The following is a 25093-nucleotide window of genomic DNA, read 5'->3' on the forward strand; positions in this document are numbered from 1 at the left end:
AGCCCGGCGTCTGCCGGGCTTTTATGCTTTGGGTATTTAAACACCCAGCGCCTTACTGATAACGCTGGTAGCTCGAACCGAACTCTTTACGGTTTTCAGCAACGGTCACGGTGCCGGAAGTCTGGTTGGCGAAGGGCTTGACCGCTTCCTTGCTGGCGACTTTGCTGTCCAGAACGGTAGCGCTGGAAGCGTTGACGATAGCGCGTTGGTTAATGTGCTCTGAGCTGGCGAATGCAGAACCCGTAGCCAGGATGGACAATGCGAAACCGAATGCGATGGACTTTTTCATGATGTAGATCTCCGCGTAGTGGCTGGTAAGTGGGTTAAGTTGTTTCGTTGGGGCCAATCTATTCGGTTGATCCCGACATGAAAAACCACGCATGGAGATATCTAACATCACCCTCGCTGATGTCGTTAACCCGGGCGTCTAACCCGGCTGTTTCAGGGAACGGCCCGGCGTTGAACAAGACTGCGCCGACTGATCCACACCGATGAAACAATCACCAGCCCGCCTAAAAACAGCTTGCCGAGGTCCTCGTTCTGTCCCCAGATCAGCAAATTGATCAGCAGCCCCACCGGCACGTGCAGGTTATTCATCACCGCCAATGTGGCGCCGTTGACCAGGCACGCGCCTTTGTTCCACCAATACATGCCGAGCGCGGTGGAACACAGGCCGAGGAACAGCAACACCACCCACTGTTGAGGCGCATCCGGCAGATGCTGCGGGTTGCCGAACAGCAGAAACGCCGGCAACGCCACGGCCAGGGCACCGAGGTAGAAATAGCCGAAGCGGCGGTAATGGGGCAGATCGCTGGGGTGCCGGGCGACCAGATGTTTATAGAGCACCTGCCCTGCGGCGTAGGTGAAGTTCGCCACCTGCAGGAGCAGGAAGCCGCCGAGGAAATTCGGATCGACCCGGTCGTAACGGATGATGACCGCGCCGAGCACCGCGACCAACGCCGCCAACAGGCCCCACGGATTGAAGCGCCGATTGAGGGCGTCTTCGATCAGCGTGACGTGAAGCGGCGTCAGGATGGTAAACAGCAGCACTTCGGGGACCGTCAGCACGCGGAAGCTCAGGTACAGGCAGACATAGGTGACGCCGAACTGCAGCGCGCCGATCAGCAGCATGCCGCGCATGAACTGCGGCTCAACCCGACGCCAGCGTGTCAGCGGGATGAAGACCAGACCGGCCAGGACAACCCTCAGCAGCACGGCAAAGTAGCTATCGACGTGCCCGGCCAGATAAACGCCGATCAGGCTGAAGGAAAACGCCTGAATCAGCGTCACGAAAAGTAGATAGCCCATGGTTGCCCCTTTTTTGAAGGCGGCGACCTTAGCCGGTTGGCCATGGCGTGTCTATTGAACAGGTCGGCCGGACACCCGTTTGCGGCAATCCCGAAGCCGAAAAGAAAAAAACCGATCGACCCGGCGCAGTCCTGCGGGTCGATCGGGCAATGCACTCAGGAGCGAACGAGTGCCAATGGAGTGTCGATGAACGCGAGCATCATCAGGCGGCGGGATTAACGGGCGATTAAGGGGTCGGATCCGATCCCGGACCAGCGTTCGGAGGACAATCCCCCTCGGCCTACCTGCGGCAAGCGTCTCGATCAAAGAAGACGACTATCGACCCGAACCCATCTAAGAATTTGTTTTATCGACGAAGCCGAAGTACGCTCCATCGACGCTGAGGCGCGGGTTATAGAGGCTCGCAGCTCAGGGAGATGCGCAGTTTGACGATGTCGCGGGTGAACTTGGCGGTGACTTCGGTGCTGCTCTTCGGCGCGACCTGGACACGGCGCGTGCGCGGGGCTTCCGGCCCGTTGCGAAAGACCACGCTGCACTTGGCGGGAACATCGCCAAAGTTATTCAGGGTGATATTGCCGATGTCGTAGGCGACGTCATGACTGTTGTAGTCGACCTGCACACCCTTGATGTCTTTTTCGACGTCGATCGGGTAGGCGAACGCACTCAGCGGCAGCATCGCCAGCAGCACACAACAGATTATTTTCATGGGGCAGTCTCCATTCAGGGACCGCCAGCTTAGGACAACAGGAGCGAGAGATGAAAGCGCCCCGCGTGACCCTTGATCAATGGCGCACGCTGCAAGCCGTTGTCGACCATGGCGGCTTTGCTCAGGCCGCCGAAGCGCTGCACCGTTCGCAGTCGTCGGTCAGCTACACCGTCGCCAGGATGCAGGACCAGCTCGGCGTTCCGCTGTTGCGCATCGACGGCCGCAAAGCCGTGCTGACCGAGGCCGGCGAGGTGTTGTTGCGGCGCTCGCGGCAACTGGTGAAGAACGCCAGCCAGCTGGAAGACCTGGCCCACCACATGGAACAGGGTTGGGAAGCCGAGGTGCGTCTGGTGGTCGACGCTGCGTACCCGAACGCTCGACTGGTGCGGGCGCTGACAGCCTTTATGCCGCAGAGCCGCGGATGTCGGGTGCGGCTGCGTGAGGAAGTGCTGTCGGGGGTGGAGGAAGTGTTGCTGGAAGGTGTAGCCGATCTCGCCATCAGTGGCTTCAGTATTCCGGGCTATCTAGGGAATGAGATGAGCAAGGTCGAGTTCGTCGCCGTCGCCCACCCCGGCCACGCCCTGCATCAGTTGCAACGTGAGCTGAATTTCCAGGACCTCGAAAGCCAGTTGCAGGTGGTGATTCGTGACTCCGGGCGCAACCAGCCGCGCGATGTCGGCTGGCTCGGCGCCGAACAGCGCTGGACGGTGGGCAGCCTTGCTACGGCGGCTGCGTTTGTCAGCAGCGGTTTGGGCTTTGCCTGGCTGCCGCGCCACATCATCGAGCGGGAGATTCAGGAGGGGCTGCTCAAGATCCTGCCGCTGGACAAGGGCGGCAGCCGGCATCCGACGTTTTATCTTTATTCCAGCAAGGACAAACCGCTCGGGCCTGCGACGCAGATTCTGATTGAGCTGATCCAGAGTTTCGATACCGCGCCGCTGGATGTGCCCTTCCCGGTGCCGCAGCAGATGCTGTGAACAAAGGGTCATTGGCGAAACGCGTGTTTTCAGTGGGACTGGCTTTAACCGGGAAGGCGTCGGGCGTCACACCGCAAATTTGAGGGTGATCATGCTGGCCTCTTCCCGGCTAAAGCCGGTCCTACGAATACGCAGCGTTCCCCTGTAGGACTGGCTTTAGCCGGGAAAACGCCGGGCGTCACACCGCAAATTTGAGGGTGATCATGCTGGCCTCTTCCCGGCTAAAGCCGGTCCTACGAATACGCAGCGTTCCCCTGTAGGACTGGCTTTAGCCGGGAAGGCGNNNNACCGCAAATTTGAGGGTGATCATGCTGGCCTCTTCCCGGCTAAAGCCGGTCCTACGAATACGCAGCGTTCCCCTGTAGGACTGGCTTTAGCCGGGAAGGCGTCGGGCGTCACACCGCAAATTTGAGGGTGCTCGGTCCGGCCCTTTCCCGGCTGAAGCCGGTCCCACTGAAATCAGCGCGTGGCGTGCCCCCACTGTGCAAATTCCCGCAAACGTGCTTCCCTTACGTCCTGTTTTTCCGCAGTCGACATCAATTTCAGGACTCTGCCCATGCTGAAGAAAATCGCCCTCTCCGCCGCTGCCGTGTTGTTCGCCGGCAATTTGATGGCCGCTCCGGCGCCTCACGTTGTGCTGACCACCAGCTTCGGCGATGTGGAAATCGAGCTGAACCAGGACAAGGCGCCCGTCAGCACCCAGAACTTCCTCAAGTACGTCGACAGCAGCTTCTACAACAACACCATTTTCCACCGCGTGATCCCGGGCTTCATGGTTCAGGGCGGCGGCTTTACGGCGCAGATGCAACAGAAGCCCACCAACGACCCGATCAAGAACGAAGCCGATAACGGCCTGCATAACGTGCGCGGCACCGTCGCCATGGCAAGGACCTCGGACGTGAACTCGGCCACCAGCCAGTTCTTCATTAACGTCGTCGACAACGCAATGCTCGACCACGGCACCCGTGACTACGGTTACGCGGTGTTCGGCAAGGTCGTGAAAGGCATGGACATCGTTGACCAGATCGTCAACGTGCAGACCGGCAACAAGGGCGGCATGCAGAACGTGCCGCTGGACCCGATCTACATCAAGACGGCCAAGCGCGTGAACTAAGCCTTTCGCAGGCGCAAAAGCCGGGCGCCTGCCCGGCTTTTGCATTTTCAGGCGACGGTCCTTGAATCAGCGTGAGCAATCGCGTTTTCATGTGGTCTGAACCGAAGACTGTCATTGAGCTGCTCTCAAGCCGCTGCATATCCCCCCATTCAAAGGAGAGCCCGCTCAAGCGTGGGCGTCATTGCCAATGCTCTATCGCCGTTTTGAACAGCTGATCGATATCTTCCGCGAAGCTCCCACCGCCGCCCCGCCCAACACCGTCACGTCGTTCTACGTGTATTACCTGCGTCAGGTGTGGCCCAGTTTCGCCGCGCTGCTGGTGGTCGGACTGATCGGCGCGCTGATCGAAGTCTCGCTGTTCAGCTACCTAAGCCGCATCATCGATCTGGCCCAGGGCACGCCCAACCCTAATTTCTTCCGTGAACATGCGTTCGAGCTCACGTGGATGGTGGTCGTCGCGCTGGTGCTGCGGCCGATTTTTGTCGCCCTGCATGACCTGCTGGTGCATCAGACCATCAGCCCCGGCATGACCAGCATGATCAACTGGCAGAACCACAGTTACGTGCTCAAGCAGAGCCTGAATTTCTTCCAGAACGACTTCGCCGGGCGCATCGCCCAACGCATCGTCCAGACCGGCAACGCGCTGCGTGACTCGGCGGTGCAATCGGTGGATGCGTTGTGGCACGTGCTGATTTATTCGATCAGCGCGCTGGTGCTGTTCGCCGAGGCCGACTGGCGCCTGATGATTCCGCTGCTGAGTTGGATCTTCGCGTTCATTCTGGCGCTGTGGTACTTCGTACCACGGGTGAAAGCTCGCTCGGTCATCTCCTCCGACGCGCGATCAAAACTGATGGGCCGCATCGTCGATGGCTATACCAATATCACGACGCTCAAGTTGTTTGCTCACACCAATTCGGAGCAGCAGTACGCCCGCGAGGCCATCAGCGAACAGACCGAGAAAACCCAGCTGGCAGGCCGCGTGATTACGGAAATGGACACCGTGATCACCACGCTCAACGGCATTCTGATTGTTACCACCACGGGCCTGGCGCTATGGCTGTGGACCCAGTCATTGATTTCGGTGGGCGCGATTGCGCTGGCGACCGGTCTGGCGATTCGCATCGTCAACATGTCCGGCTGGATCATGTGGGTGGTCAACGGCATTTTCGAAAACATCGGCATGGTTCAGGATGGTCTGCAGAGCATTGCGCAGCCGGTGGGCATTACCGATCGGGAGGCGGCGCCGAAGCTGACCGTCAGCCGTGGCGAGGTGAAGTTCCAGGACCTCAACTTTCAGTACGGCAAGGGCAAGGGCGTGATTCACGGCCTGAACCTGAACATCAAGGCGGGCGAGAAGATTGGATTGATCGGGCCGTCGGGCGCCGGTAAATCCACCCTGGTGAATCTGCTGCTGCGTTTGTATGACGTACAAGGCGGGCGGATCTTCATCGACGATCAGGACATTTCCCACGTCGCGCAGGAGAGCCTGCGTTCGCACATCGGCATGATCACCCAGGACACGTCGCTGTTGCACCGCTCGATCCGCGACAACCTGCTGTACGGCAAACCGGATGCAACCGACGCTGAGTTGTGGGAAGCCATGCGCAAGGCCCGCGCCGACCAGTTCATCCCGCTGTTGACGGATTCCGAGGGCCGCACCGGGCTGGATGCCCATGTGGGCGAACGCGGCGTCAAGCTGTCCGGTGGTCAGCGTCAGCGCATCGCCATCACTCGCGTGCTGCTCAAGGACGCGCCGATCCTGATCATGGACGAAGCGACTTCAGCGCTGGATTCGGAGGTGGAAGCGGCGATTCAGGAGAGCCTGGAAACCCTGATGCAGGGCAAGACGGTGATCGCGATTGCTCACCGGCTGTCGACCATCGCGCGGATGGATCGTCTGATCGTGCTGGAGAACGGCGTCATCGCTGAAAGCGGAACCCATGCGGAGCTGCTGGCGCATAAAGGTTTGTATGCGCGGTTGTGGGCGCATCAGACGGGTGGGTTTGTCGGGGTCGATTGATCAAGACATCGCGCAAACCGTAGGAGCCGGCTTGCTGGCGAACCCGATCTGTCATTCGCCACTGAGGTGGCTGAACAATCGCCTTCGCTAGCAAGCCCCGAGACGGTCGCCGCATGCATGACCGAGACAAAATCCCTGTAGGAGCGCGCTTGCCCGCGAACGCAAAGTGTCAGCCACTGGATACTTAGCTGACTCACCGCAATCGCGGGCAAGCGCGCTCCTACAGTTGATCTCCAGCTAAACTCACATCTGTGTTGAATCCAGATCTGTAGGTAGATTCGCAGACCGCTCTATATTCACTCAATCTGCCGATACGGCAACGCCCCGCGCGCTTCTTCGGCGTAGGCCAGAATCCCCGCCCGTTCCTGGGTCAGAAAATCCGCTACTGCTTCTCTCAATCCCGGGTGCGCCAGGTAGTGCCACGAGTGGGTGATGACCGGCTCGAAGCCGCGAATCAACTTGTGCTCCCCCTGGGCGCCGGCGTCGAAGCGCTTGAAACCGTGGGCGATCGCGTAATCCATGCCCTGATAGAAACACGTCTCGAAGTGCAGCCGATCAAACTCCGCCAGGCAGCCCCAGTAGCGACCGTAGAAACTGTCGCCGCCGATCAGGCTGAACGCCATTGCCACCGGGCGTGCCCCCTGACGCGCCAGCACCACACGGATCGCCTCGGGCATGCGCTCGGCGACTAGGCTGAAGAACTCCCGCGTGAGGTAAGGCGTTTGCCCACGCACTTCGTAGGTATTGGAATAGCAGGCGTAGACGAAATCCCAATGCGCCTCGCTCAGCTCGTGCCCTTCGAGCCAGTCGAAATCAAAGCCCTGCCCCGCCACTTGCTCGCGCTCCTTGCGCATTTGCTTGCGCTTACGTGAGCTCAAGGCATCGAGGAAATCCTGAAAATCCCGATAGCCGCGGTTCTGCCAGTGGTACTGGCAGCCGATGCGCTGCAGCCAGCCGGGTTGTTCGGCAAGCAGCGCGTCAGCGACCGGGTCGGTGAAATTGACGTGAACGCTGGACAGCTCCTCGCCCTGGGCATAGCCCGGCAGGCAGGCGAGCAGTTCGCGACCATCCTCGGGTGTCTTCGCCAACAGCCGCGGCCCGCTTACCGGACTGAACGGCACCGCCACCAGCAGCTTGGGGTAATAGGCCAGACCGGCGCGACGGCAAGCGTCCGCCCAGGCGTGATCGAAGACGTACTCGCCGTAAGAGTGCCACTTGCGGTACGCCGGCAGCGCAGCGATGAGTTGCTCGCCCTCGTAATGCAGCAAGTGCTCGGCGCGCCAGCCGGAACGGGGCCCGAGGCTGCCGCTGTCTTCCAGGGAGCTGAGAAAGGCATGACGCAGAAAGGGTGAATCGCCAGGTATCAGGGCATCCCACTGCTCAGGCGCAAGGTCCGACAGTCTATCCAAACGGTGTAACGACATCTCACCACTCCAGGTCGCGCCGACGTGCGCGCAGTATCACCTATTCACTTGTTCTGCACATGAAATTACACACCGCACCGCTCTAGCCCGCTGGTCCAACGAAATTTTCACATGTCACTGACATGACATCACTTCGCCACCGTTTCGTCATAAACGCTGGCAATACTGGCGCCAGTTTTTAGAGCCAGAGGTTCTAAGAATTCGGACTTTTTCCCGCCCGCCTTTGGTCGGTTGATCCCCGGATGATTCGGTCATCCCTTCTCGATTACGGAGATTGATATGCGTCTTGCTTCCACGAAAACTGCGGCAGCCCTGTGTGGTGGTGTGCTGCTGGCCATGAGCGTTCCGGCCAGCGCCGCAGTCGACGCGAAACTGCTCGACATGCTCAAGGCCAACGGCTCGATTTCACCCGCCCAGTACGCCGAACTGCAGACCGAGCTGAGTAAAGATCAGCTGGCTCAGCAACAGGCCCAGAAAGCCACGTCCGACCAGATCGCCGCTGCCACCGCTGCCAAGTCCTCCGAGCTGTCTGCCTTTGAGCAGAAAGTGGCATGGGCAGCGAAGACTCAATTCAAAGGCGACGTTCGCGTTCGGCAGGAGACGGTCAAGATTGAAGACCAGAACAACAGCCAGGACAAAAACCGTCAGCGTATCCGCGTGCGTCTCGGTGCCTACAGCGAGATCAACCCGCAAGTCAGCACCGGTATCCGCATCGCCACCGGTGGCGATAACAAGGCCAACTCCACCAACGTTGACCAGAACGACTACTTCACCAAGAAAGACCTGTGGCTGGATCAGGGCTTCATCGACTACCACCCGACTGCCATCCAGAACCTGCACGTCATCGCCGGCAAGATGGCTCAGCCATGGGTCAGCGAAGGCGACGTGATCTGGGACAACGACATCAACCCCGAAGGTCTGGCCGCGACTTACAGCCTGCCGATCAACAAGGGCTTCGAGCTGTTCGGCAGCGCCGGTACCTACACCCTCAAGGACAACATCAGCGGCGAAGGTACGCAGTTCAAGAACGACCTGCGCCTGAACGCGGCTCAGTTGGGGACGCGGATCGCCATCACCGACAACGTGAAGATGACGGTCGGCGGTTCGGTGTACAACTACGAGAACTCCAACGACTGTAATCCAGCCGCTGCCAGCACCAGCACGACGTTCTGTGGCTTGAGCATCAACGGCAACAACACCACCGACTTCCGTCTGTACGAAGGCTTTGGTCAACTGGACCTGACCGGCTTCGTGGTGCCGGTCGGCCTGTACGGTCAGTACGTGGTCAACAGCGCTACCAACAGCGACGAAGACACCGCCTGGCTGGCCGGTGTGAAAACCAAGGTGTTCGGTTTCGGTCTGGACTACAACTACCGCGATACGCAGCGCAACGCTGTGGTGGGTGCTTTCACCGACTCCGATTTCGCCAACGGCACTACCGGTTCGCGCGGTCACAAGCTGGCCATTTCCTACGACATCGACAAGAACTTCGCGGTCGGCGCAACGTACTTCCTGACCAAAGCAGACTTCGCCACTTCTGCTCTGCCGCGTGATCAGGATGCCAACACGCTGCAACTGGACGTGCTGGCGAAGTTCTAAGAAAGACGGTTAAAAGCTGCACGTTAAAAGCTTCAAACGGCGCGCTGCTGCCGTTTGAAGCTGCTAAAAAACTCAAGCCCGCCGTTACCCTGTCGGATCCCCATCATCCGTTCCGACAGAGCAACGCCGGGCTTTTTTGTTGCGATGCCATACGCCGAACTCTGTAGGAGCGTGGCTTGTCCCGCGATCGGCTGCGCAGCAGTCGTTAAACCCCGCCACGCCATTCTTGCTGACACAACGCATTCATTGTGTTGCTGCCGCTGCGCGCCAGATCGCGGGACAAGCCACGCTCCTACGTCATCAACCGCGGTCATTCCAAGCGCCTACATCATCAACCGCGGTCATTCAGGGCGCGTTATTTCTTGCGCAGAATCACGCTACCAATCGAATACCCCGCGCCGAACGAGCTGAGCACGCCCAGCGCGCCGCTTGGCAGGTCGTCCTGGTGTTCGTGAAACGCGATCACCGAACCCGCGGAGCTGGTGTTGGCGTAGCGGTCGAGGATCACCGGGGCTTCTTCGACCGTGGCGTCGCGGCCCAGCAGTTTTTTCACGATCAGGTGGTTCATGCTCAGGTTGGCCTGATGCAGCCAGAACCGTTGCACGTCGCCGATGTTCAGCCGGTTCTCGTCCAGGTGCGCAGCCACCAGTTCGGCGACCATCGGGCAAACGTCGCGGAACACCTTGCGGCCTTCCTGCACGAAGAGCTTGTCCTGCTTGCCTTCGCCCTCTTCCGCCGTGCGGTTGAGGAAACCGAAGTTGTTGCGGATGTTGTTGGAGAGTGTGGTCAGCAGCTTGGTGCCGACGATGTCGAACTGATGCTTTGAGGTCGCCAGGTCAGCGCGCTCGACCACCACCGCCGTGGCCGCATCACCGAAGATGAAGTGGCTGTCACGGTCGCGGAAATTAAGGTGAGCGGTGCAGATCTCGGGGCTGATGACCAACAGCGCGCGGGCCTGGCCCAGCTTGACGCTGTTGCAAGCTGTCTGAATGCCGAACGTGGCCGACGAGCACGCCACGTTCATGTCGAAGCCGAAGCCCTGGATGCCCAGCGCCGCCTGGATTTCGATGGAGATCGCCGGGTATGCGCGTTGCAGGTTGGAGCAGGCGACGATTACGCCATCGATATCAGCCGCAGTCTTGCCGGCACGCTGCAGGGCCTGTTTGGCCGCGGCAACGCCCATCTCACAGAGAATCGACCATTCGTCATTGGAACGCTCGGGCAGGCGCGGCTTCATGCGCTGAGGATCGAGAATGCCGTCCTTGTCCATCACATAACGGCTTTTGATGCCGCTGGCTTTTTCGATAAACGCCGCGTTGGATTCCGTCAGTGCCTGAACCTCTCCCGCTTCGATAGCGGCGGCATTTTCGGCGTTGAACCGGGCAACGTAGGTGTTGAAAGACTGCACCAGCTCATCGTTGGAAATACTGTTGGCGGGGGTGAAAAGCCCGGTGCCACTGATCACGACTTCGTACACGGTCGTTCCTCTCGAGATAAAAGCAGCCCATTGACGGCAGCAGCTGAACAGCCAGCACAAGCGGGGGCGTTGGCGATCTGGGACGAAGGTCCCAATGCAACGAGGCAGCAACCCGCTTGGCGGACGACGGATGTTTATGGCGCTATGACGTTTAGCCGCGAAGTTTGCCATAACGGCCGCCATTTCGCGCTATCGGGTGATACGAACGGGGCAGTGATCCCTGCTCCGAATGCCGCACGATCTTCCGCTGGATGCCGCAGATCCACTGTAGGAGCGCGCTTGCCCGCGAATGGGGTCTGTCTGTGGCATATGAGTCGCCTGACATACCGCCATTCGCGGGCAAGCGCGCTCCTACAATAGGTCCCGATCAAAACAAGGATGTGCGCTGAATGCAGGACCCGTTAAGGCATCACCCCTCGACTTGCGTCCATTGCTTGTTCAGGCGCTTGTCCGAGATCGGCACTTTGGTCCCCAGTTGCTGCGCGAACAGCGACACGCGGTATTCCTCCAGCCACCAGCGATACACCACCAGCTCCGGGTCGCGCTTGCCTTCCTGGGCATGCTTGTCGGCGCGGGTCTGGTACTGCGCCCAGAGATTCCCAAGTTCGATGCTCCAGACCCGGTCCTTCTGCGCCTGGCTGCCGAGCTTCTCAAGACGGAGTTCGATGGCCTTGAGGTAACGCGGCAGTTCCTTGAGCCACACCGCCGGCGTTTCGCGGACGAAGCCGGGATACACCAGCTTGCTCAGCTGGCCTTTGATGTCGTTCAGCGCCACGGCCTGGGCCAGATCGATCTTGCCCTTGAAGCGCTTTTGCAGGCCATGCCACAGCTTGAGAATCTCAAGCGTCAGCCTTGCCAGCCGCTCCGCATGTTCGGTCAGACCGCCACGCTTGCGCTCGGCCAGGGACAGCAAGCCGGCACCGTCTCGCGGCAACGTTGTTTCGCCCTCAAGGATGCAGCTGTCGAGACTCGCCAGCAGGATGTCTTCGATCAGCCCATCGACGCGCCCCAGATCGCGGTACAGCAACGCCAGTTCGGTTTGGCCCGGCAACTTGCTGCGCAGGAACTTGGTCGGCTCGGCCAATTGCTGCAACAACAGCCGCTGCAGCGCTCGACGGTGTTGGTACTCGGCTTCGGCCTGAGTGGAGAAACGCCCTTCCTTGACCGCGCCCCCCTCTTCCACCAGCGCCGGGTACACCGTCATCGACAGGCCGGCAATCTGCTGTTGAGTCTTCTCGGCCACCTTTGCGAAGCCCTTGGCTTCGACCGGCTGCTGACCTTTCGCCGATTGCGGCACCGCCAATGCAGCCTGTCCGGCCTCGGCAAACCGCGCGGTCAGCTCATCCAACTCGCGACCTTCACCGAGGAACTTGCCATTGGCGTCGACCACTTCAAGGTTCATTTTCAGGTGGCTTTCCACCTGCTGCGCCGCTTCCGCCCAGGCTTCGTCGGTCACCCGCACGCCCGTCATGCGGAGCAACTCGCGGCCCAACGCCTGAGGCAGCGAGCCTTCGGCAAAGACCATTCGCTGCAGCGCGGCTTTGACGAAGTCCGGCACCGGCACGAAATTCTTGCGCAGTGCCTTGGGCAGATTGCGCACCAGCGCCACGCATTTGGTTTCCAGCAGCCCCGGCACCAGCCACTCCAGGCGCTCGGCCGGCAATGACAGCAACAGCGGCGCCGGCACCCGCAGGGTCACGCCGTCGCGGGGGTGGTTCGGTTCAAAGTGATAGGTCAGCGGCAGGGTCAGTTCGCCCAGGCGCAAGGTGTCCGGATACTGGTTGGCGGTAACTTCGCTGGCTTCGCGGGCGAGCACATCTTCCTCGCGCATGATCAGCAACTGCGGGTTCTTCTGGCTTTCCATCCGGTACCAGGCGTCGAACGTCGCGGTCTGGTGAATATCCGCCGGCAAGCGTTCGTCGTAATAGCGGTACAGGGTTTCTTCGTCGGCGAGAATGTCGCGGCGCCGCGCCTTGGCTTCCAGTTCGTCGAGCTGCTCCAACAGCTTGGTGTTGGCCGTCAGACACTTGGCCCGAGACTGGATTTCACCGCGCACCAGCCCTTCGCGGATGAAAAACTCGCGGGATACCACCGGATCGATCGGCCCGAAATGCACCGGACGACGGCCAACGACGATGAGGCCGAACAGGGTGATCTGTTCGAAGGCCACGACCTGGCCGCGCTTCTTTTCCCAATGGGGTTCGAAGTGGTTTTTCTTGATCAGGTGCCCGGCAAGGGGTTCGATCCAGTCCGGTTCGATCTTCGCCACCATGCGCGCATAGAGTTTGGTGGTTTCCACCAGCTCGGCGGCCATGATCCATTGCGGACGCTTGCGGCCCAGCCCCGATGACGGATGCACCCAGAACCGCCGCTGACGCGCGCCCAGGTAGTCGCCGTCTTCGGTCTTCTGACCGATCTGGCTGAGCAGGCCCGAGAGCACCGCTTTGTGGAATTTCGGGAAATCGGCCGGCTCTTTATTGACGGTCAGTTGCAGGTCGCGGCAGATCAGGCTGAGCTGACGATGGGAGTCGCGCCACTCGCGCAGGCGCAGGTAATTGAGGAAGTTGCGCCGGCACCAGTTACGCAACGGACTGGCGGTCAGGGCCTGGCGCTGTTCTTCGAAGCCGCGCCACAGATTGACCAGCCCGGCGAAGTCGGAGTCCTGATCTTTCCACTGGGCGTGGGCTTGGTCGGCAGCCTGCTGACGCTCCGGCGGACGCTCGCGCGGGTCCTGAATCGACATCGCACTGGCGACAATCAACACTTCCTGCAAGCTGCCCTGCTTCGCCGCTTCGAGCAACATGCGGCCCATGCGCGGGTCCACCGGCAGACGCGCCAGCTGACGGCCCATCGGCGTCAGGTTGTTCTCGCGGTCGACCGCCGACAGCTCCTGCAGCAGGTTGAAGCCGTCACTGATCGCTTTGCCGTCCGGCGGCTCGATGAACGGGAAATCGGTGATCTGACCCAGACGCAGGTGCAGCATCTGCAGGATGACCGCGGCAAGGTTGGTGCGCAGAATCTCCGGATCGGTGAATTCGGGCCGCGAGAGGAAATCTTCTTCGCTGTACAAGCGCACGCACAGCCCCGGCTCGACCCGACCGCAACGGCCCTTGCGCTGGTTGGCGCTGGCCTGGGAAATCGCTTCGATGGGCAAACGCTGCACTTTGGCGCGGTAGCTGTAGCGGCTGATGCGCGCGGTGCCGGTGTCGATGACGTAGCGAATACCCGGCACGGTCAGCGAGGTTTCGGCGACGTTGGTCGCCAGCACCACACGACGGCCCGGGTGCGACTGGAAAATTCGCTGCTGCTCGGCCGGCGACAGGCGCGCGTAGAGCGGCAGGATTTCGGTGTGCTTGAGTTGCGCCTTGCGCAGCATTTCAGCGGCGTCACGGATCTCCCGCTCGCCGGGCAGAAACACCAGCACATCGCCGGGGGATTTGCGCTCGCTGCGTTCGAAGGCGGCCAGTTCGTCCAGCGTGGCAAGAATCGCCTGATCCACGGTCAGGTCTTCCTCGATGCTGTTGCCCTCTTCGTCCTGCTGGGCCGTCATCGGCCGGTACCAGGTCTCCACGGGGAAAGTCCGGCCCGAGACTTCGATGACCGGCGCCTTGTCAAAATGCTCGGAGAAGCGTTCGAGGTCGATGGTCGCCGAGGTGATGATGACTTTCAGGTCCGGGCGCCGGGGCAGCAGGGTTTTCAGGTAGCCGAGCAGGAAGTCGATGTTCAGGCTGCGTTCGTGGGCTTCGTCGACGATGATCGTGTCGTAGCGCTCAAGGTAGCGGTCGTGCTGGGTTTCGGCGAGCAGGATGCCGTCGGTCATCAGCTTGATCAGGGTGTTTTCGTCGCTCTGATCTTCGAAGCGCACCTGATAACCCACCAGCCCGCCCAGCGGCGTGCCGATTTCTTCGGCGACCCGGCTGCCGACGCTGCGCGCCGCAATACGGCGGGGTTGGGTGTGGCCAATCAATCCGTGCTGACCGCGACCGATTTCCAGGCAAATTTTAGGCAGCTGAGTGGTTTTGCCCGAGCCGGTTTCGCCGGCAATGATCAACACCTGATGCTCAAGAATCGCTTTCTTGATCTCGTCGCGCTTGGCGGCGATGGGCAGGTTTTCGTCGTAGCGCATGGCGGGTACGCTCTGCGCGCGACTCACTACACGGGCGCACGATGCCTGCACGCGCTCGACCCACTGCGCCAGCTTCGTCTCGTCCGGTTTCTTGCGCAGCTCATGCAATTGCCGGCGCAAGCGATGACGATCGCTGATCATCGCGTGGTCGAGGTTCTTGAAGAGTTGGTCGATGGAGGTCGAATCGTCGGTCATCAGGGCGCGGAATCTTTCTATCTGAATGCAGGGCGCGGATTGTCGCAGATTTGGCGGGGCGGATGCAGGTCTCGGATCAAAGCTGTTTGTGGGCGTGGATTCATTCACTGAACGGCACGCCAACCCTGTAGGAGCCGGCTTGCTGGCGAACGCGGAGCATCAGCAACAAAGAGGTGACTGAACCAATGGGTTCGCCAGCAAGCCGGCTCCTACGGATTTGATCAGGGCATCAATCGCGTGTACGCCTCAAACAACAAACCCCGCACGCTGGCGGGGTCTGTGGTGATGAGCGCTGACTTACGCCGGCTTTTTCAGCGCCAGCTTTTTCAGCTCTTCGTCACGCAGTTCCCGGCGCAGGATCTTGCCGACGTTGGTGGTCGGCAGTGCATCGCGGAATTCAACGCTGCGCGGCACTTTATAAGCAGTGACGTTGGCGCGCATGTGCTCCATGACCTGATCCTTGCTCAGGGTCGTGCCCGGCTTGCACACCACGAACAGCTTGATCGCTTCGCCGGATTTCTCGTCCGGCAGACCGATGGCCGCGCACTGCAGCACGCCCGGCAAGGTCGCCAACACGTCTTCCAGCTCGTTCGGGTACACGTTGAAGCCCGAGACCAGAATCATGTCCTTTTTGCGATCAACAATGCGCATGTAGCCATCCGGCTGGATAATCGCGATGTCGCCGGTCTTCAACCAACCGTCGGCGTCCAGCATCTCGTCGGTGGCGGCCTGGTTTTGCCAGTAGCCCTTCATCACCTGTGGGCCCTTGATGCACAGCTCGCCCACTTCACCCAACGGCAGCTCTTCGCCGGCGTCGTTGATGGTCTTGCACAGGGTCGAGGGCACGGGAATGCCGATGGTGCCCATCTGGATCTTCTGGAAGGGGTTGACCGACGCCACCGGGCTGGTCTCGGTCATGCCGTAACCTTCGCAGATCGAGCAGCCGGTCACGTCTTTCCAGCGCTCGGCCGCCGCCGTTTGCAGCGCCATGCCACCCGACAGGGTGAGCTTGAGCGAGGAGAAGTCCAGCTGGCGGAAATCGGCGTTATTGCACAGCGCGACGAACAACGTGTTGAGCCCGACGAAGCCGGAAAACTTCCACTTCGACAGCTCTTTCACCATCGCCGACAGGTCCCGCGGGTTGCTGATCAGCACGTTGTGGTTGCCGCTCAGCATCATTGCCATGCAATGAAAGGTGAACGCATAGATGTGGTACAGCGGCAACGGCGTGATCAGAATCTCCGTGCCTTCGTTGAGGTTGGCCGCCATCAGCGCCCGGCATTGCAGCATGTTGGCGATCAGGTTGCGGTGGGTGAGCATCGCGCCCTTGGCCACGCCGGTGGTGCCGCCGGTGTATTGCAGCACCGCAACATCGTCGCCCTTCGGCGAAACATCCCGGACCGGCTGACCGTGACCCTTGGCCAGTACGTCGTTGAATTTGACCGCCTTGGGCAAGTGGAACGGCGGGACCATCTTCTTCACGTACTTGATGACACTGTTGACCAGCAGGCGCTTGAGCGGAGGCAGCAGGTCGGCGACTTCGGTGACGATGATGTTCTTGACGCCGGTCTTGGGCACGACCTTCTCGGCCAGGTGCGCCATGTTCGCCAGGCAGACCAGCGCCTTGGCGCCGGAGTCGTTGAATTGGTGTTCCATTTCCCGCGCGGTATACAGCGGGTTGGTGTTGACCACGATGAGCCCGGCACGAATGGCGCCGAACACCGCCACCGGGTACTGCAGCACGTTGGGCAATTGCACGGCGATGCGATCGCCGGGTTGCAGGTCAGTGTGCTGTTGCAGATATGCAGCGAAGGCACCGGACAGCGCGTACATTTCGCCGTAGGTGAGGGTCTTGCCCAGGTTGCTGAACGCAGGTTTGTTGGCGAAACGCTCGCAGGACTGTTTCAATACGGCCTGTACGTTCGGATACTGATCCGGATCGATATCGGCGGCGATACCTGTCGGATATTTATCCTTCCAGAAGTTTTCGAGCATAAAAGCCGACTCCTCAGCGACAGCGTTTCTACACACCGCTTGATGCGATGATTTCTTGTGTTTGGAATTGTGTAGTCACTGCTTTTTGTTGACCGAAGGTACAAAAAGCGGGGCGAGCGTATCAGCTTTGCCAGAGGCCGCCTAGAGCCAAAAGCGGGCTCTCCAGTCACATACCTGACTCTTGAATATGTAACGGTCACGTTTAGAGCAATGAACCTAAATGTCGGAAATGTCTTACGTCGATGTTCATTTACGCGGTCAGATTAAATCCATCCGCAAAATACCAGGCAAAAAAAACGGCGTGATTAACACGCCGTTATTCCTGGGTTAGAAGCCGATGAGCAATCGCCGCGGGATCAGGCGATATCCCGTAGCTCCCGCCGCAGAATTTTCCCCACAGGCGTCATCGGCAACGACTCACGCAGCACGATCTGCTTGGGAATCTTGTAACCGGTGAAGTTCTCCTTGCAGTATGCCTTCAACTCCTCGCTGGTCAGGGTTGCATCCCTCGGCACCACGAACAGCTTCACAGCTTCGCCCGAACGGTCGTCGGGAACGCCGATCACCGCACAGTTCGCGACTTTCGGATGCCGCGAAACCACGTCCTCGATCTCGTTCGGGTAGACGTTGAAGCCCGAGACGATGATCAGATCCTTCTTGCGGTCCACGATGCGAATGAACCCGTCCGGATCGATCACCGCGACATCGCCGGTTTTCAGCCAGCCTTCGCCGTCCAGCACTTCAGCGGTCGCCTCCGGCTTGTTCCAGTAACCCAGCATGATCTGCGGGCCCTTGAGGCACAGCTCGCCGCGCTCACCCACGGGCAGTTCGACCCCGTCGTCGCTGATGACCTTCGCCGTGGTGCCCGGCACCGGCATGCCCACCGTACCCAGCCGGGACTGATTGCCGTAAGGATTAGCGGTGGCGACGGGAGAGGTTTCGGTCAAACCGTAGCCTTCGACGATGGCGCAGCCGGTCAACTGCAGCCAGCGCTCGGCGGTGGCCTTGACCAGTGCGGTGCCACCGGAATTGGTCAGGCGCAACGTTGAGAAATCGAGGTTCTTGAATTCGGGATGGTCCATCAGCGCCACGAACAGCGTGTTGAGGCCGAGCATCGCCGAGAACTTCCACTTCTTCAGCTCTTTGATGAAGCCACCGATGTCCCGCGGGTTGGTGATCAGCAGGTTATGGTTGCCGCTGACCATCATGCACATGCAATTACAGGTGAACGCATAGATGTGATAAAGCGGCAGCGGCGCCACCATGATCTCGCTGCCCTGCTTGAAGATCGGCAGCCCGTCCGGCCCATGCTGCAGCATGCAGGCATAGACCTGCTGCATGTTGGCGACCAGATTGCCGTGGGTCAGCATCGCCCCTTTCGGCGAACCGGTGGTGCCGCCGGTGTACTGCAACACGGCGACGTCGTCCAGCGCCAACGGCACCGGTTGCAGACGATCCCCCTTGCCCAGCTTGAGCACACGCTTGAACGGGATGGCCTGGGGCAAGTGGTACGCCGGCACCAGCTTCTTGACCTTTTCGACCACCGTGTTGATCAGCCAGCCTTTGGCCGCCGACTGCATGTCGCCCATCTTCACTTCGATGAGGTACTGAATGTCGGTGTCCGGCAGCACTTCCTGCACGTTCTTGCCGAAGACGTTGAGATAGACCAATGCACGCGCGCCGGAATCCTTGAACTGATGGCGCATTTCCCGGGCGGTGTACAGCGGGTTGGTGTTGACGACGATCAAGCCCGCGCGCATTGCACCGAATACGGCGATGGGGTACTGGATCAGGTTGGGCATCTGCACGGCGATGCGGTCGCCGGGTTTGAGGTCAGTCTGCTGTTGCAGGTAACCGGCGAACGCCGCCGATTGGCGCTCAAGCTCGGCGTAGCTCAGGGTGACGCCCATGTTGCTGTAGGCCGGCCGATCGGCGTACTGGCGGCAACTGCGCTCGAACACCTCGACCACCGATGCGTACGCCTGCAGGTCCACCTCAGAAAGAACGCCAGCGGGGCGCTTGTCGTTCCAGAATTCAGGTTGCATGTTGTTTTTATCCTCTTACCTGAGTGTACTGGCCCCGTGGTATTTAAACGGGCGTTTGCCGGACGTTAGCAGCTATGGCATAGAAGGCAAATAGTCGCCGACACGTCATCACCGGTGTGAATCTTGCGGGTAACCAGCCTGCCATCCGGCTACCGCTATACACTCAAGCAAAGCGCTCGCCACTGCGTTTTTTGAGACAACTTTTTACAGGGGCCAGGAAAACGCGATGGAACACGAAGCTTTTTGGCTGGACGCTCAAGACCACAGTCGCCTCTATGTGCATGCCTGGAGGCCGATGGGCAATGCCCGGGCGGTGATTCTGCTTTCCCACGGCATGGCTGAACACGCGGGGCGCTACGACGGACTGGGGATGGCATTGATGCGGGCAGGCTTCGCCTTGTATGCCGCCGATCAACGGGGTCACGGCCATTCGGCCTCGTACGGCACCCTGGGGCATTACGCCGATCAGGATGGCTGGAACAAAGTGGTCGGCGACCTCGCCACGCTGAAAGCGTCGGTTGCGGTGCGCCATCCGGGCGTGCCGGTGTTCCTGCTCGGTCACAGCATGGGCAGCTACATCGCCCAGGGGTATTTGCTGCACCACAGCGCCAGTTTGCAGGGCGCGATCCTCAGCGGCTCGAATTACCATCCGGTCACGTTCTATCGCTCGGCAGCGCTGGTCGCCCGTATTGAACGCTGGCGGCAAGGGCCGACCGGGCGCAGCGCGTTGATCGAACACCTGTCGTTCGGCTCGTTCAACAAACGCTTCAAGCCTGCGCGCACCTGCCATGACTGGCTCAACCGCGACCCGGCCGAGGTCGACGCCTACAGCAACGACCCGCTGTGTGGCTTTCGCTGTACCAATCAGTTGTGGATGGACCTGCTCGGTGGCCTGCAGCAGATCAGCAAGCGTTCGAACCTGGCGCAGATCGATCCCGGACTGCCGATCCTGATTATTGGGGGTGAATGTGATCCGGTGAGCGATGGCAAGCGTCTCACGCATCTGGCCGACGCTCTGAGCGGCACCGACCACCCGTTTGTTACGCTGAAGGTCTATCCGCAGGCGCGTCACGAGATTTTCCTGGAGATCAATCGTGAGGAAGTCATCCGTGACCTGCTTGCCTGGCTTGACCGGGCGCTGCAGCAGTCAAGGCCGCGCCGCAGCGAATGACGTCAGTGGTTCATCTTTCCTAACTGTCACAGGACACCCCATGACCCAAGTCACCAACACGCCGTACGAAGCCCTTGAAGTCGGCCAGACCGCCAGCTACAGCAAAACCGTCGAGGAGCGTCACATCCAGCTGTTTGCCGAGATGTCCGGTGATCGCAACCCGGTGCACCTGGACGCCGAGTTCGCGGCCAAAAGCATGTTCAAGGATCGCATCGCCCACGGCATGTTCAGCGGCGCTTTGATCAGCGCGGCGGTGGCCTGTGAACTGCCTGGCCCGGGCACGATTTACCTGGGCCAGCAGATGACCTTCCAGAAGCCGGTGAAGATCGGCGACACCTTGACCGTGCGCCTGGAAATCCTTGAGAAACTGCCGAAATTCCGCGTGCGCATCGCCACTCGCGTGTTCAATCAGAACGATGAGCTGGTGGTGGATGGCGAGGCCGAAATCCTCGCGCCGCGCAAGCTGCAGACCGTGACCCTGGCCGAGTTGCCGCCCATCACCGTAGGTTGAGGGGGCCTGTAGGAGCCGCCGGGGTGGTGCTTCACCTTGCTGGCGAACGGGTGTGTTCAGCCATCGCTGTGCTGAATGACCCACCGCCATCGCGGGCAAGCGCGCTCCTACACTGAATTCGCGTTAACGCTGAAACCTGCGCCATGCATAGATCCGGCTGGATTAGCGTTAACGCTATACCTGCGACCTGCACAGATCCGTAGGAGCCAGCTTGCTGGCGAACCCGATCTGGCAGTCACCCATCCAGCGTCTGAACAAATGCGTTCGCCAGCAAGCCGGCTCCTACAAGGTGTACTTATCCGAGTTGAGGGAGACAGCGCGCGCAGAGCATTTTTATTCCGTATCCGGCAGCAAATGCCATCAGCAATCAGCACGCAAAAAAAATGGGCAACCGAAGTCGCCCAAAATGCCTTGCGTGCTCTTTGTATTGAAGACTCAGCGTCTCAAGCGCCGGGGTGAGTCTCTCCAGATGAACAGTCCGACGCTCGAATAAATCACCATCGTCAGCCCTACCGCCATGACGCCGGCTATCACTGCGTGGTCGAGAAACATGCGCACTCCTTCTGCCCGAGCCTGTTTGATGGGCGCAGATTAACCAGAGGCGTGGCGTCGGTCATTGACTCAGGTCAATGCCGGCGTGAATCGCAAACAGCAGCCGGCAGACGGGGGATGAGCGGAAGGCGGGATCAGCGTTTTTTCGGTTTGCTCTTGGCTTTCTTCTTGCCCTTGCCCAACGGCATGGCCTGCTCGAAAGCGCTACGGACTTCGTTCAGCCGTTTGTCATTGAGGTCGTGAACACGCTTGGCGCGTTCGGCGCTCAGGTCTACCAGTTTTTCGTCATCGCTCATGGCGTATCGCTCGTGAATACCTGTTGCCGCCAATAATGCGCAATCGAGGCGGCGCTGACCAGCGCCTCAGACCTTCAGATCGACCCACAGACCCTGGCGCGGCTCGTCGTCGATGATCGGCACCACCGGCACCGTGTCGTCGGCGTTGAGGAAATCCCCGGGAATGGCCGGGCCTTCTTCAATAACCGGATGGCGGTCAGCCACGCGCCGGTCGCTGCGGCGGCGTTGATGGCGACGTTGTTCTTCGCGCAGCAGCAATTCGGCCTGCTCGCGGTCACGTTCGCCCATGTCGATATTGGTTTCGCTCGAACTTTTTTGAATCGGCGTTACCGGCGGGATGTCCGGGGTGGGTTTGACCGGGTCCAGCTGCGAAGTCACGGGGGCCGCGCTCAGTGGGATCAGCGGTGGCAGCATGGTAATGGTCTCCTGTTATCAAGCTGTCGGCTGCCGTTTCGTCGACTTGAGCCGATTCAAGCGCGAGTTTCGACTATGTTTTTCGCAGCAAGTGCCCGCCTCAGGCACGCCACCCAATATATCCGGGCGTTTTTACAATGTGGCTTTGGCCTGGGCGCCTTGTTCCGTTAACATAGTCGGCTTTTTCAAGGCGGGAGTCAGGCAGCATGTCGCAGCAGTATCAACCGGGGCAACGCTGGATTAGCGACAGCGAAGCCGAGCTGGGTTTGGGCACCGTTCTGGCTCAGGACGGCCGCTTGTTGACCGTGCTCTATCCGGCCACTGGCGACACGCGCCAGTATGCTTTGCGCAATGCGCCGCTGACGCGGGTGCGCTTCTCGCCGGGTGACACCATCACCCACTTCGAAAACTGGAAGATGACCGTCCGCGAAGTCGACGACGTCGACGGCCTGCTGGTCTACCACGGCCTCAACGCGCAGAACCAGCCCGTGACCCTGCCGGAAACCCAGCTGTCGAACTTCATTCAGTTCCGCCTGGCCACCGACCGCCTGTTCGCCGGGCAGATCGACCCCCTGCCGTGGTTCTCCCTGCGTTATCACACCCTCGAACACACCAGCCGCCAGCTGCAGTCCTCGTTGTGGGGCCTGGGCGGCGTGCGCGCGCAACCCATCGCGCACCAGTTGCACATCGCTCGCGAAGTCGCCGACCGTATCGCGCCGCGGGTCCTGCTGGCGGACGAAGTGGGGCTGGGTAAAACCATCGAAGCCGGTCTGGTCATCCACCGCCAGTTGCTGTCAGGCCGCGCCAATCGCGTGCTGATCCTGGTGCCGGAAAACCTGCAGCACCAGTGGCTGGTCGAAATGCGCCGCCGCTTTAACTTGCAGGTCGCGCTGTTCGACGCCGAACGCTTCATCGAGAGCGATGCCAGCAACCCGTTCGAAGACACGCAACTGGCGCTGGTGTCGCTGGAATGGCTGGTTGAAGACGAAAAAGCCCAGGACGCATTGTTTGCGGCGGGCTGGGACCTGCTGGTGGTCGACGAGGCCCACCACCTGGTCTGGCACGAAGAAAAGGCCAGCCGCGAGTACTCGCTGGTCGAGCAACTGGCCGAAGTGATTCCCGGTGTGCTGCTGCTCACGGCGACCCCCGAGCAGCTCGGCCAGGACAGCCACTTCGCCCGTCTGCGCCTGCTGGACCCGAACCGCTTTCACGACCTGCACGCCTTCCGCGCCGAGAGCGAAAACTATCGTCCGGTGGCCGAAGCCGTTCAGGAGCTGCTGGATAAAGGCACGCTGTCGCCCAAGGCCAACGAGACTATCCGTGGTTTCCTCGGCGCCGAAGCCGAAGCGCTGCTGACCGCCGTTGCCGCCGGCGACGCCGAAGCCAGTGCCCGCCTGATCCGGGAACTGCTTGACCGTCACGGCACCGGCCGCGTGCTGTTCCGCAATACCCGCGCTGCCGTGCAAGGGTTCCCGGAGCGCAAACTGCACCCGTATCCGCTGCCCTGCCCGGCTGAATACCTGGAGTTGCCGATTGGCGAACACGCCGACCTGTACCCGGAAGTCAGCTTCCAGGCCCAGAGCGAGCTCAGCGAAGAAGAACGCTGGTGGCGCTTCGATCCGCGCGTTGAATGGCTGATCGACACCCTGAAAATGCTCAAACGCGTGAAGGTGCTGGTCATCTGCGCCCACGCCGAAACCGCGATGGATCTGGAAGATGCGCTGCGCGTGCGCTCGGGCATTCCGGCGACGGTCTTCCACGAAGGCATGAACATCCTGGAGCGCGACCGCGCGGCGGCGTACTTCGCCGACGAAGAGTTCGGCGCCCAAGTGCTGATCTGCTCCGAGATCGGCAGTGAAGGTCGCAACTTCCAGTTCTCCCATCATCTGGTGCTGTTCGACCTGCCTGCGCATCCGGACCTGCTGGAGCAGCGTATCGGTCGTCTGGACCGGATCGGCCAGAAGCACATCATCGAGCTGCACGTGCCGTACCTGGAAACCAGCCCGCAAGAGCGGCTGTTCCAGTGGTATCACGAGGCGCTCAACGCCTTCCTTAATACCTGTCCAACCGGCAATGCCCTGCAGCATCAGTTCGGTTCGCGCCTCTTGCCGCAGCTGGAAGGCGGCGACGAGGACGACTGGCAGGCGCTGGTGAACGAGGCCCGCGACGAACGCGTGCGTCTGGAAAGCGAACTGCACACCGGCCGCGACCGTCTGCTGGAGCTCAATTCCGGCGGCGCGGGCGAAGGCGAGGCGCTGGTGGAAGCCATCCTTGAGCAGGACGATCAGTTCACTCTGCCGATCTACATGGAAACCCTGTTCGACGCGTTCGGCATCGACAGCGAAGACCACTCGGAAAACGCGCTGATTCTGCGGCCAAGCGAGAAGATGCTCGACGCCAGTTTCCCGCTGGGCGACGACGAAGGCGTGACCATCACCTACGATCGTAATCAGGCGCTGGCCCGCGAAGACATGCAGTTCATCACCTGGGAACACCCGATGGTGCAGGGCGGTATGGATCTGGTGCTGTCCGGCTCGATGGGCAACACCGCCGTGGCATTGATCAAGAACAAGGCGCTGAAACCCGGCACCGTTTTGCTTGAACTGCTGTACGTCAGTGAAGTGGTCGCGCCGCGCTCGCTGCAGCTGGGCCGTTACTTGCCGCCAGCCGCGCTGCGTTGCCTGCTGGACGGCAACGGCAACGACCTGTCGGGCCGCGTGTCCTTCACCACCCTGAACGATCAGCTGGAGAGCGTGCCCCGGGCCAGCGCCAACAAGTTCATTCAGGCCCAGCGCGACGTGCTCAACCCGCAAATCAACGCTGCTGAAAGCAAGATTGCGCCGAAGCACGCTGAACGTGTGGCGGAAGCCCAGCGACGTCTGGCGGCAGACACCGAAGAAGAGCTGGCGCGTCTGACCGCGTTGCAAGCGGTTAACCCGACGGTCCGCGACAGCGAACTGGCGGCGTTGCGCGAACAACGCGAGCAAGGCCTGGCGATGCTGGAAAAAGCCGCGCTGCGCCTGGAAGCGATTCGGGTGCTGGTGGCGGGGTAAAAAGGTTCGCCGCGAATCCGCGGCGAACACAAAACCTGTAGGAGCGCGCTTGCCCGCGAAGAAGTCCGTACATCCGACGCACAGTGGTTGTCCGTGCTGACGCCTTCGTC

General features: G+C 60.7%; 18 protein-coding genes. 7 read left to right on the plus strand and 11 right to left on the minus strand.

Annotated features, from left to right (window positions below):
- Positions 1-52 precede the first annotated feature (52 nt).
- From EC919_RS25475 to EC919_RS25485, 3 genes are all read right to left on the minus strand, one after another.
- Positions 53-289, minus strand: coding sequence for a hypothetical protein (locus EC919_RS25475; protein WP_133777061.1), 237 nt, complete (start codon positions 287-289; stop codon positions 53-55).
- A 152-nt stretch (positions 290-441) separates the two neighbouring features.
- Entirely contained in the window at positions 442-1308 is an 867-nt protein-coding gene (locus tag EC919_RS25480; RefSeq protein WP_133777062.1) for a carboxylate/amino acid/amine transporter, read from the minus strand.
- A 391-nt stretch (positions 1309-1699) separates the two neighbouring features.
- Complete coding sequence (locus EC919_RS25485) at positions 1700-2014, minus strand: 3-phosphoglycerate kinase (RefSeq protein ID WP_133777063.1); 315 nt, start codon at positions 2012-2014, stop codon at positions 1700-1702.
- A gap of 50 nt (positions 2015-2064) precedes the next feature.
- On the opposite strand from EC919_RS25485, the gene EC919_RS25490 reads away from it, so the two are divergent.
- The 3 genes from EC919_RS25490 (at position 2065) to EC919_RS25500 (ending at position 6125) form a co-directional block, all read left to right on the plus strand.
- Complete coding sequence (locus EC919_RS25490; RefSeq protein ID WP_133777064.1) at positions 2065-2991, plus strand: LysR family transcriptional regulator; 927 nt, start codon at positions 2065-2067, stop codon at positions 2989-2991.
- A gap of 556 nt (positions 2992-3547) precedes the next feature.
- Entirely contained in the window at positions 3548-4105 is a 558-nt protein-coding gene (locus EC919_RS25495) for a peptidylprolyl isomerase (protein WP_133777065.1), read from the plus strand.
- Between the two features lie 187 nt (positions 4106-4292).
- A complete protein-coding gene (locus EC919_RS25500) occupies positions 4293-6125 on the plus strand; it encodes an ABC transporter ATP-binding protein (protein WP_133777066.1) in 1833 nt (610 codons plus the stop codon).
- Between the two features lie 296 nt (positions 6126-6421).
- On the opposite strand, the gene EC919_RS25505 is transcribed toward EC919_RS25500, so the two are convergent.
- Positions 6422-7549: a GNAT family N-acetyltransferase gene (locus tag EC919_RS25505; RefSeq protein ID WP_133777067.1), complete on the minus strand. Its 1128-nt coding sequence runs from the start codon at positions 7547-7549 to the stop codon at positions 6422-6424.
- Positions 7550-7828: 279 nt separating this feature from the next.
- Here EC919_RS25505 and EC919_RS25510 point away from each other — a divergent pair, with 279 nt between their 5' ends.
- A complete protein-coding gene (locus EC919_RS25510; RefSeq protein WP_133777068.1) occupies positions 7829-9148 on the plus strand; it encodes a putative porin in 1320 nt (439 codons plus the stop codon).
- A 355-nt stretch (positions 9149-9503) separates the two neighbouring features.
- On the opposite strand, the gene EC919_RS25515 is transcribed toward EC919_RS25510, so the two are convergent.
- The 4 genes from EC919_RS25515 to fadD2 all read right to left on the minus strand — a co-directional run bounded on the left by EC919_RS25515 (position 9504) and on the right by fadD2 (position 18986).
- Complete coding sequence (locus EC919_RS25515) at positions 9504-10625, minus strand: beta-ketoacyl-ACP synthase III (protein ID WP_133777069.1); 1122 nt, start codon at positions 10623-10625, stop codon at positions 9504-9506.
- A 409-nt stretch (positions 10626-11034) separates the two neighbouring features.
- Positions 11035-14946 (minus strand): ATP-dependent RNA helicase HrpA, encoded by a 3912-nt coding sequence (hrpA, locus tag EC919_RS25520; RefSeq protein ID WP_133777070.1) that lies wholly within the window; start codon positions 14944-14946, stop codon positions 11035-11037.
- Positions 14947-15243: 297 nt separating this feature from the next.
- Positions 15244-16941 (minus strand): long-chain-fatty-acid--CoA ligase FadD1, encoded by a 1698-nt coding sequence (gene fadD1, locus EC919_RS25525; protein WP_133777071.1) that lies wholly within the window; start codon positions 16939-16941, stop codon positions 15244-15246.
- A gap of 356 nt (positions 16942-17297) precedes the next feature.
- Complete coding sequence (gene fadD2, locus EC919_RS25530; protein WP_133777072.1) at positions 17298-18986, minus strand: long-chain-fatty-acid--CoA ligase FadD2; 1689 nt, start codon at positions 18984-18986, stop codon at positions 17298-17300.
- A 226-nt stretch (positions 18987-19212) separates the two neighbouring features.
- Here fadD2 and EC919_RS25535 point away from each other — a divergent pair, with 226 nt between their 5' ends.
- Positions 19213-20157 carry an alpha/beta hydrolase gene (locus EC919_RS25535; protein ID WP_133777073.1) on the plus strand — a complete coding sequence of 315 codons (945 nt, stop codon included), beginning with the start codon at positions 19213-19215 and terminating at the stop codon, positions 20155-20157.
- 40 nt (positions 20158-20197) lie between these two features.
- Positions 20198-20668, plus strand: a complete 471-nt coding sequence (locus EC919_RS25540; RefSeq protein WP_122536645.1) for a MaoC family dehydratase — start codon at positions 20198-20200, stop codon at positions 20666-20668.
- Between the two features lie 435 nt (positions 20669-21103).
- On the opposite strand, the gene ccoM is transcribed toward EC919_RS25540, so the two are convergent.
- The 3 genes from ccoM to EC919_RS25545 form a co-directional block, all read right to left on the minus strand.
- Positions 21104-21220: a cytochrome c oxidase subunit CcoM gene (gene ccoM, locus EC919_RS27615; RefSeq protein ID WP_279587571.1), complete on the minus strand. Its 117-nt coding sequence runs from the start codon at positions 21218-21220 to the stop codon at positions 21104-21106.
- A 134-nt stretch (positions 21221-21354) separates the two neighbouring features.
- The gene (locus EC919_RS27240) at positions 21355-21516 is read right to left on the minus strand and encodes a hypothetical protein (protein WP_166650630.1); all 162 of its coding nucleotides are present in this window, start codon (positions 21514-21516) and stop codon (positions 21355-21357) included.
- Positions 21517-21582: 66 nt separating this feature from the next.
- Positions 21583-21930, minus strand: a complete 348-nt coding sequence (locus EC919_RS25545; RefSeq protein ID WP_133777074.1) for an aspartate-semialdehyde dehydrogenase — start codon at positions 21928-21930, stop codon at positions 21583-21585.
- 206 nt (positions 21931-22136) lie between these two features.
- Between EC919_RS25545 and rapA the strand changes: the two genes are divergently transcribed.
- On the plus strand, positions 22137-24983 hold the full coding sequence (gene rapA / locus EC919_RS25550) for an RNA polymerase-associated protein RapA (RefSeq protein ID WP_133777075.1): 2847 nt from the start codon (positions 22137-22139) through the stop codon (positions 24981-24983).
- Positions 24984-25093 lie beyond the last annotated feature (110 nt).

It is taken from the genome of Pseudomonas graminis, from assembly GCF_004364335.1.
Taxonomy (GTDB): Bacteria; Pseudomonadota; Gammaproteobacteria; order Pseudomonadales; family Pseudomonadaceae; genus Aquipseudomonas; species Aquipseudomonas graminis_D.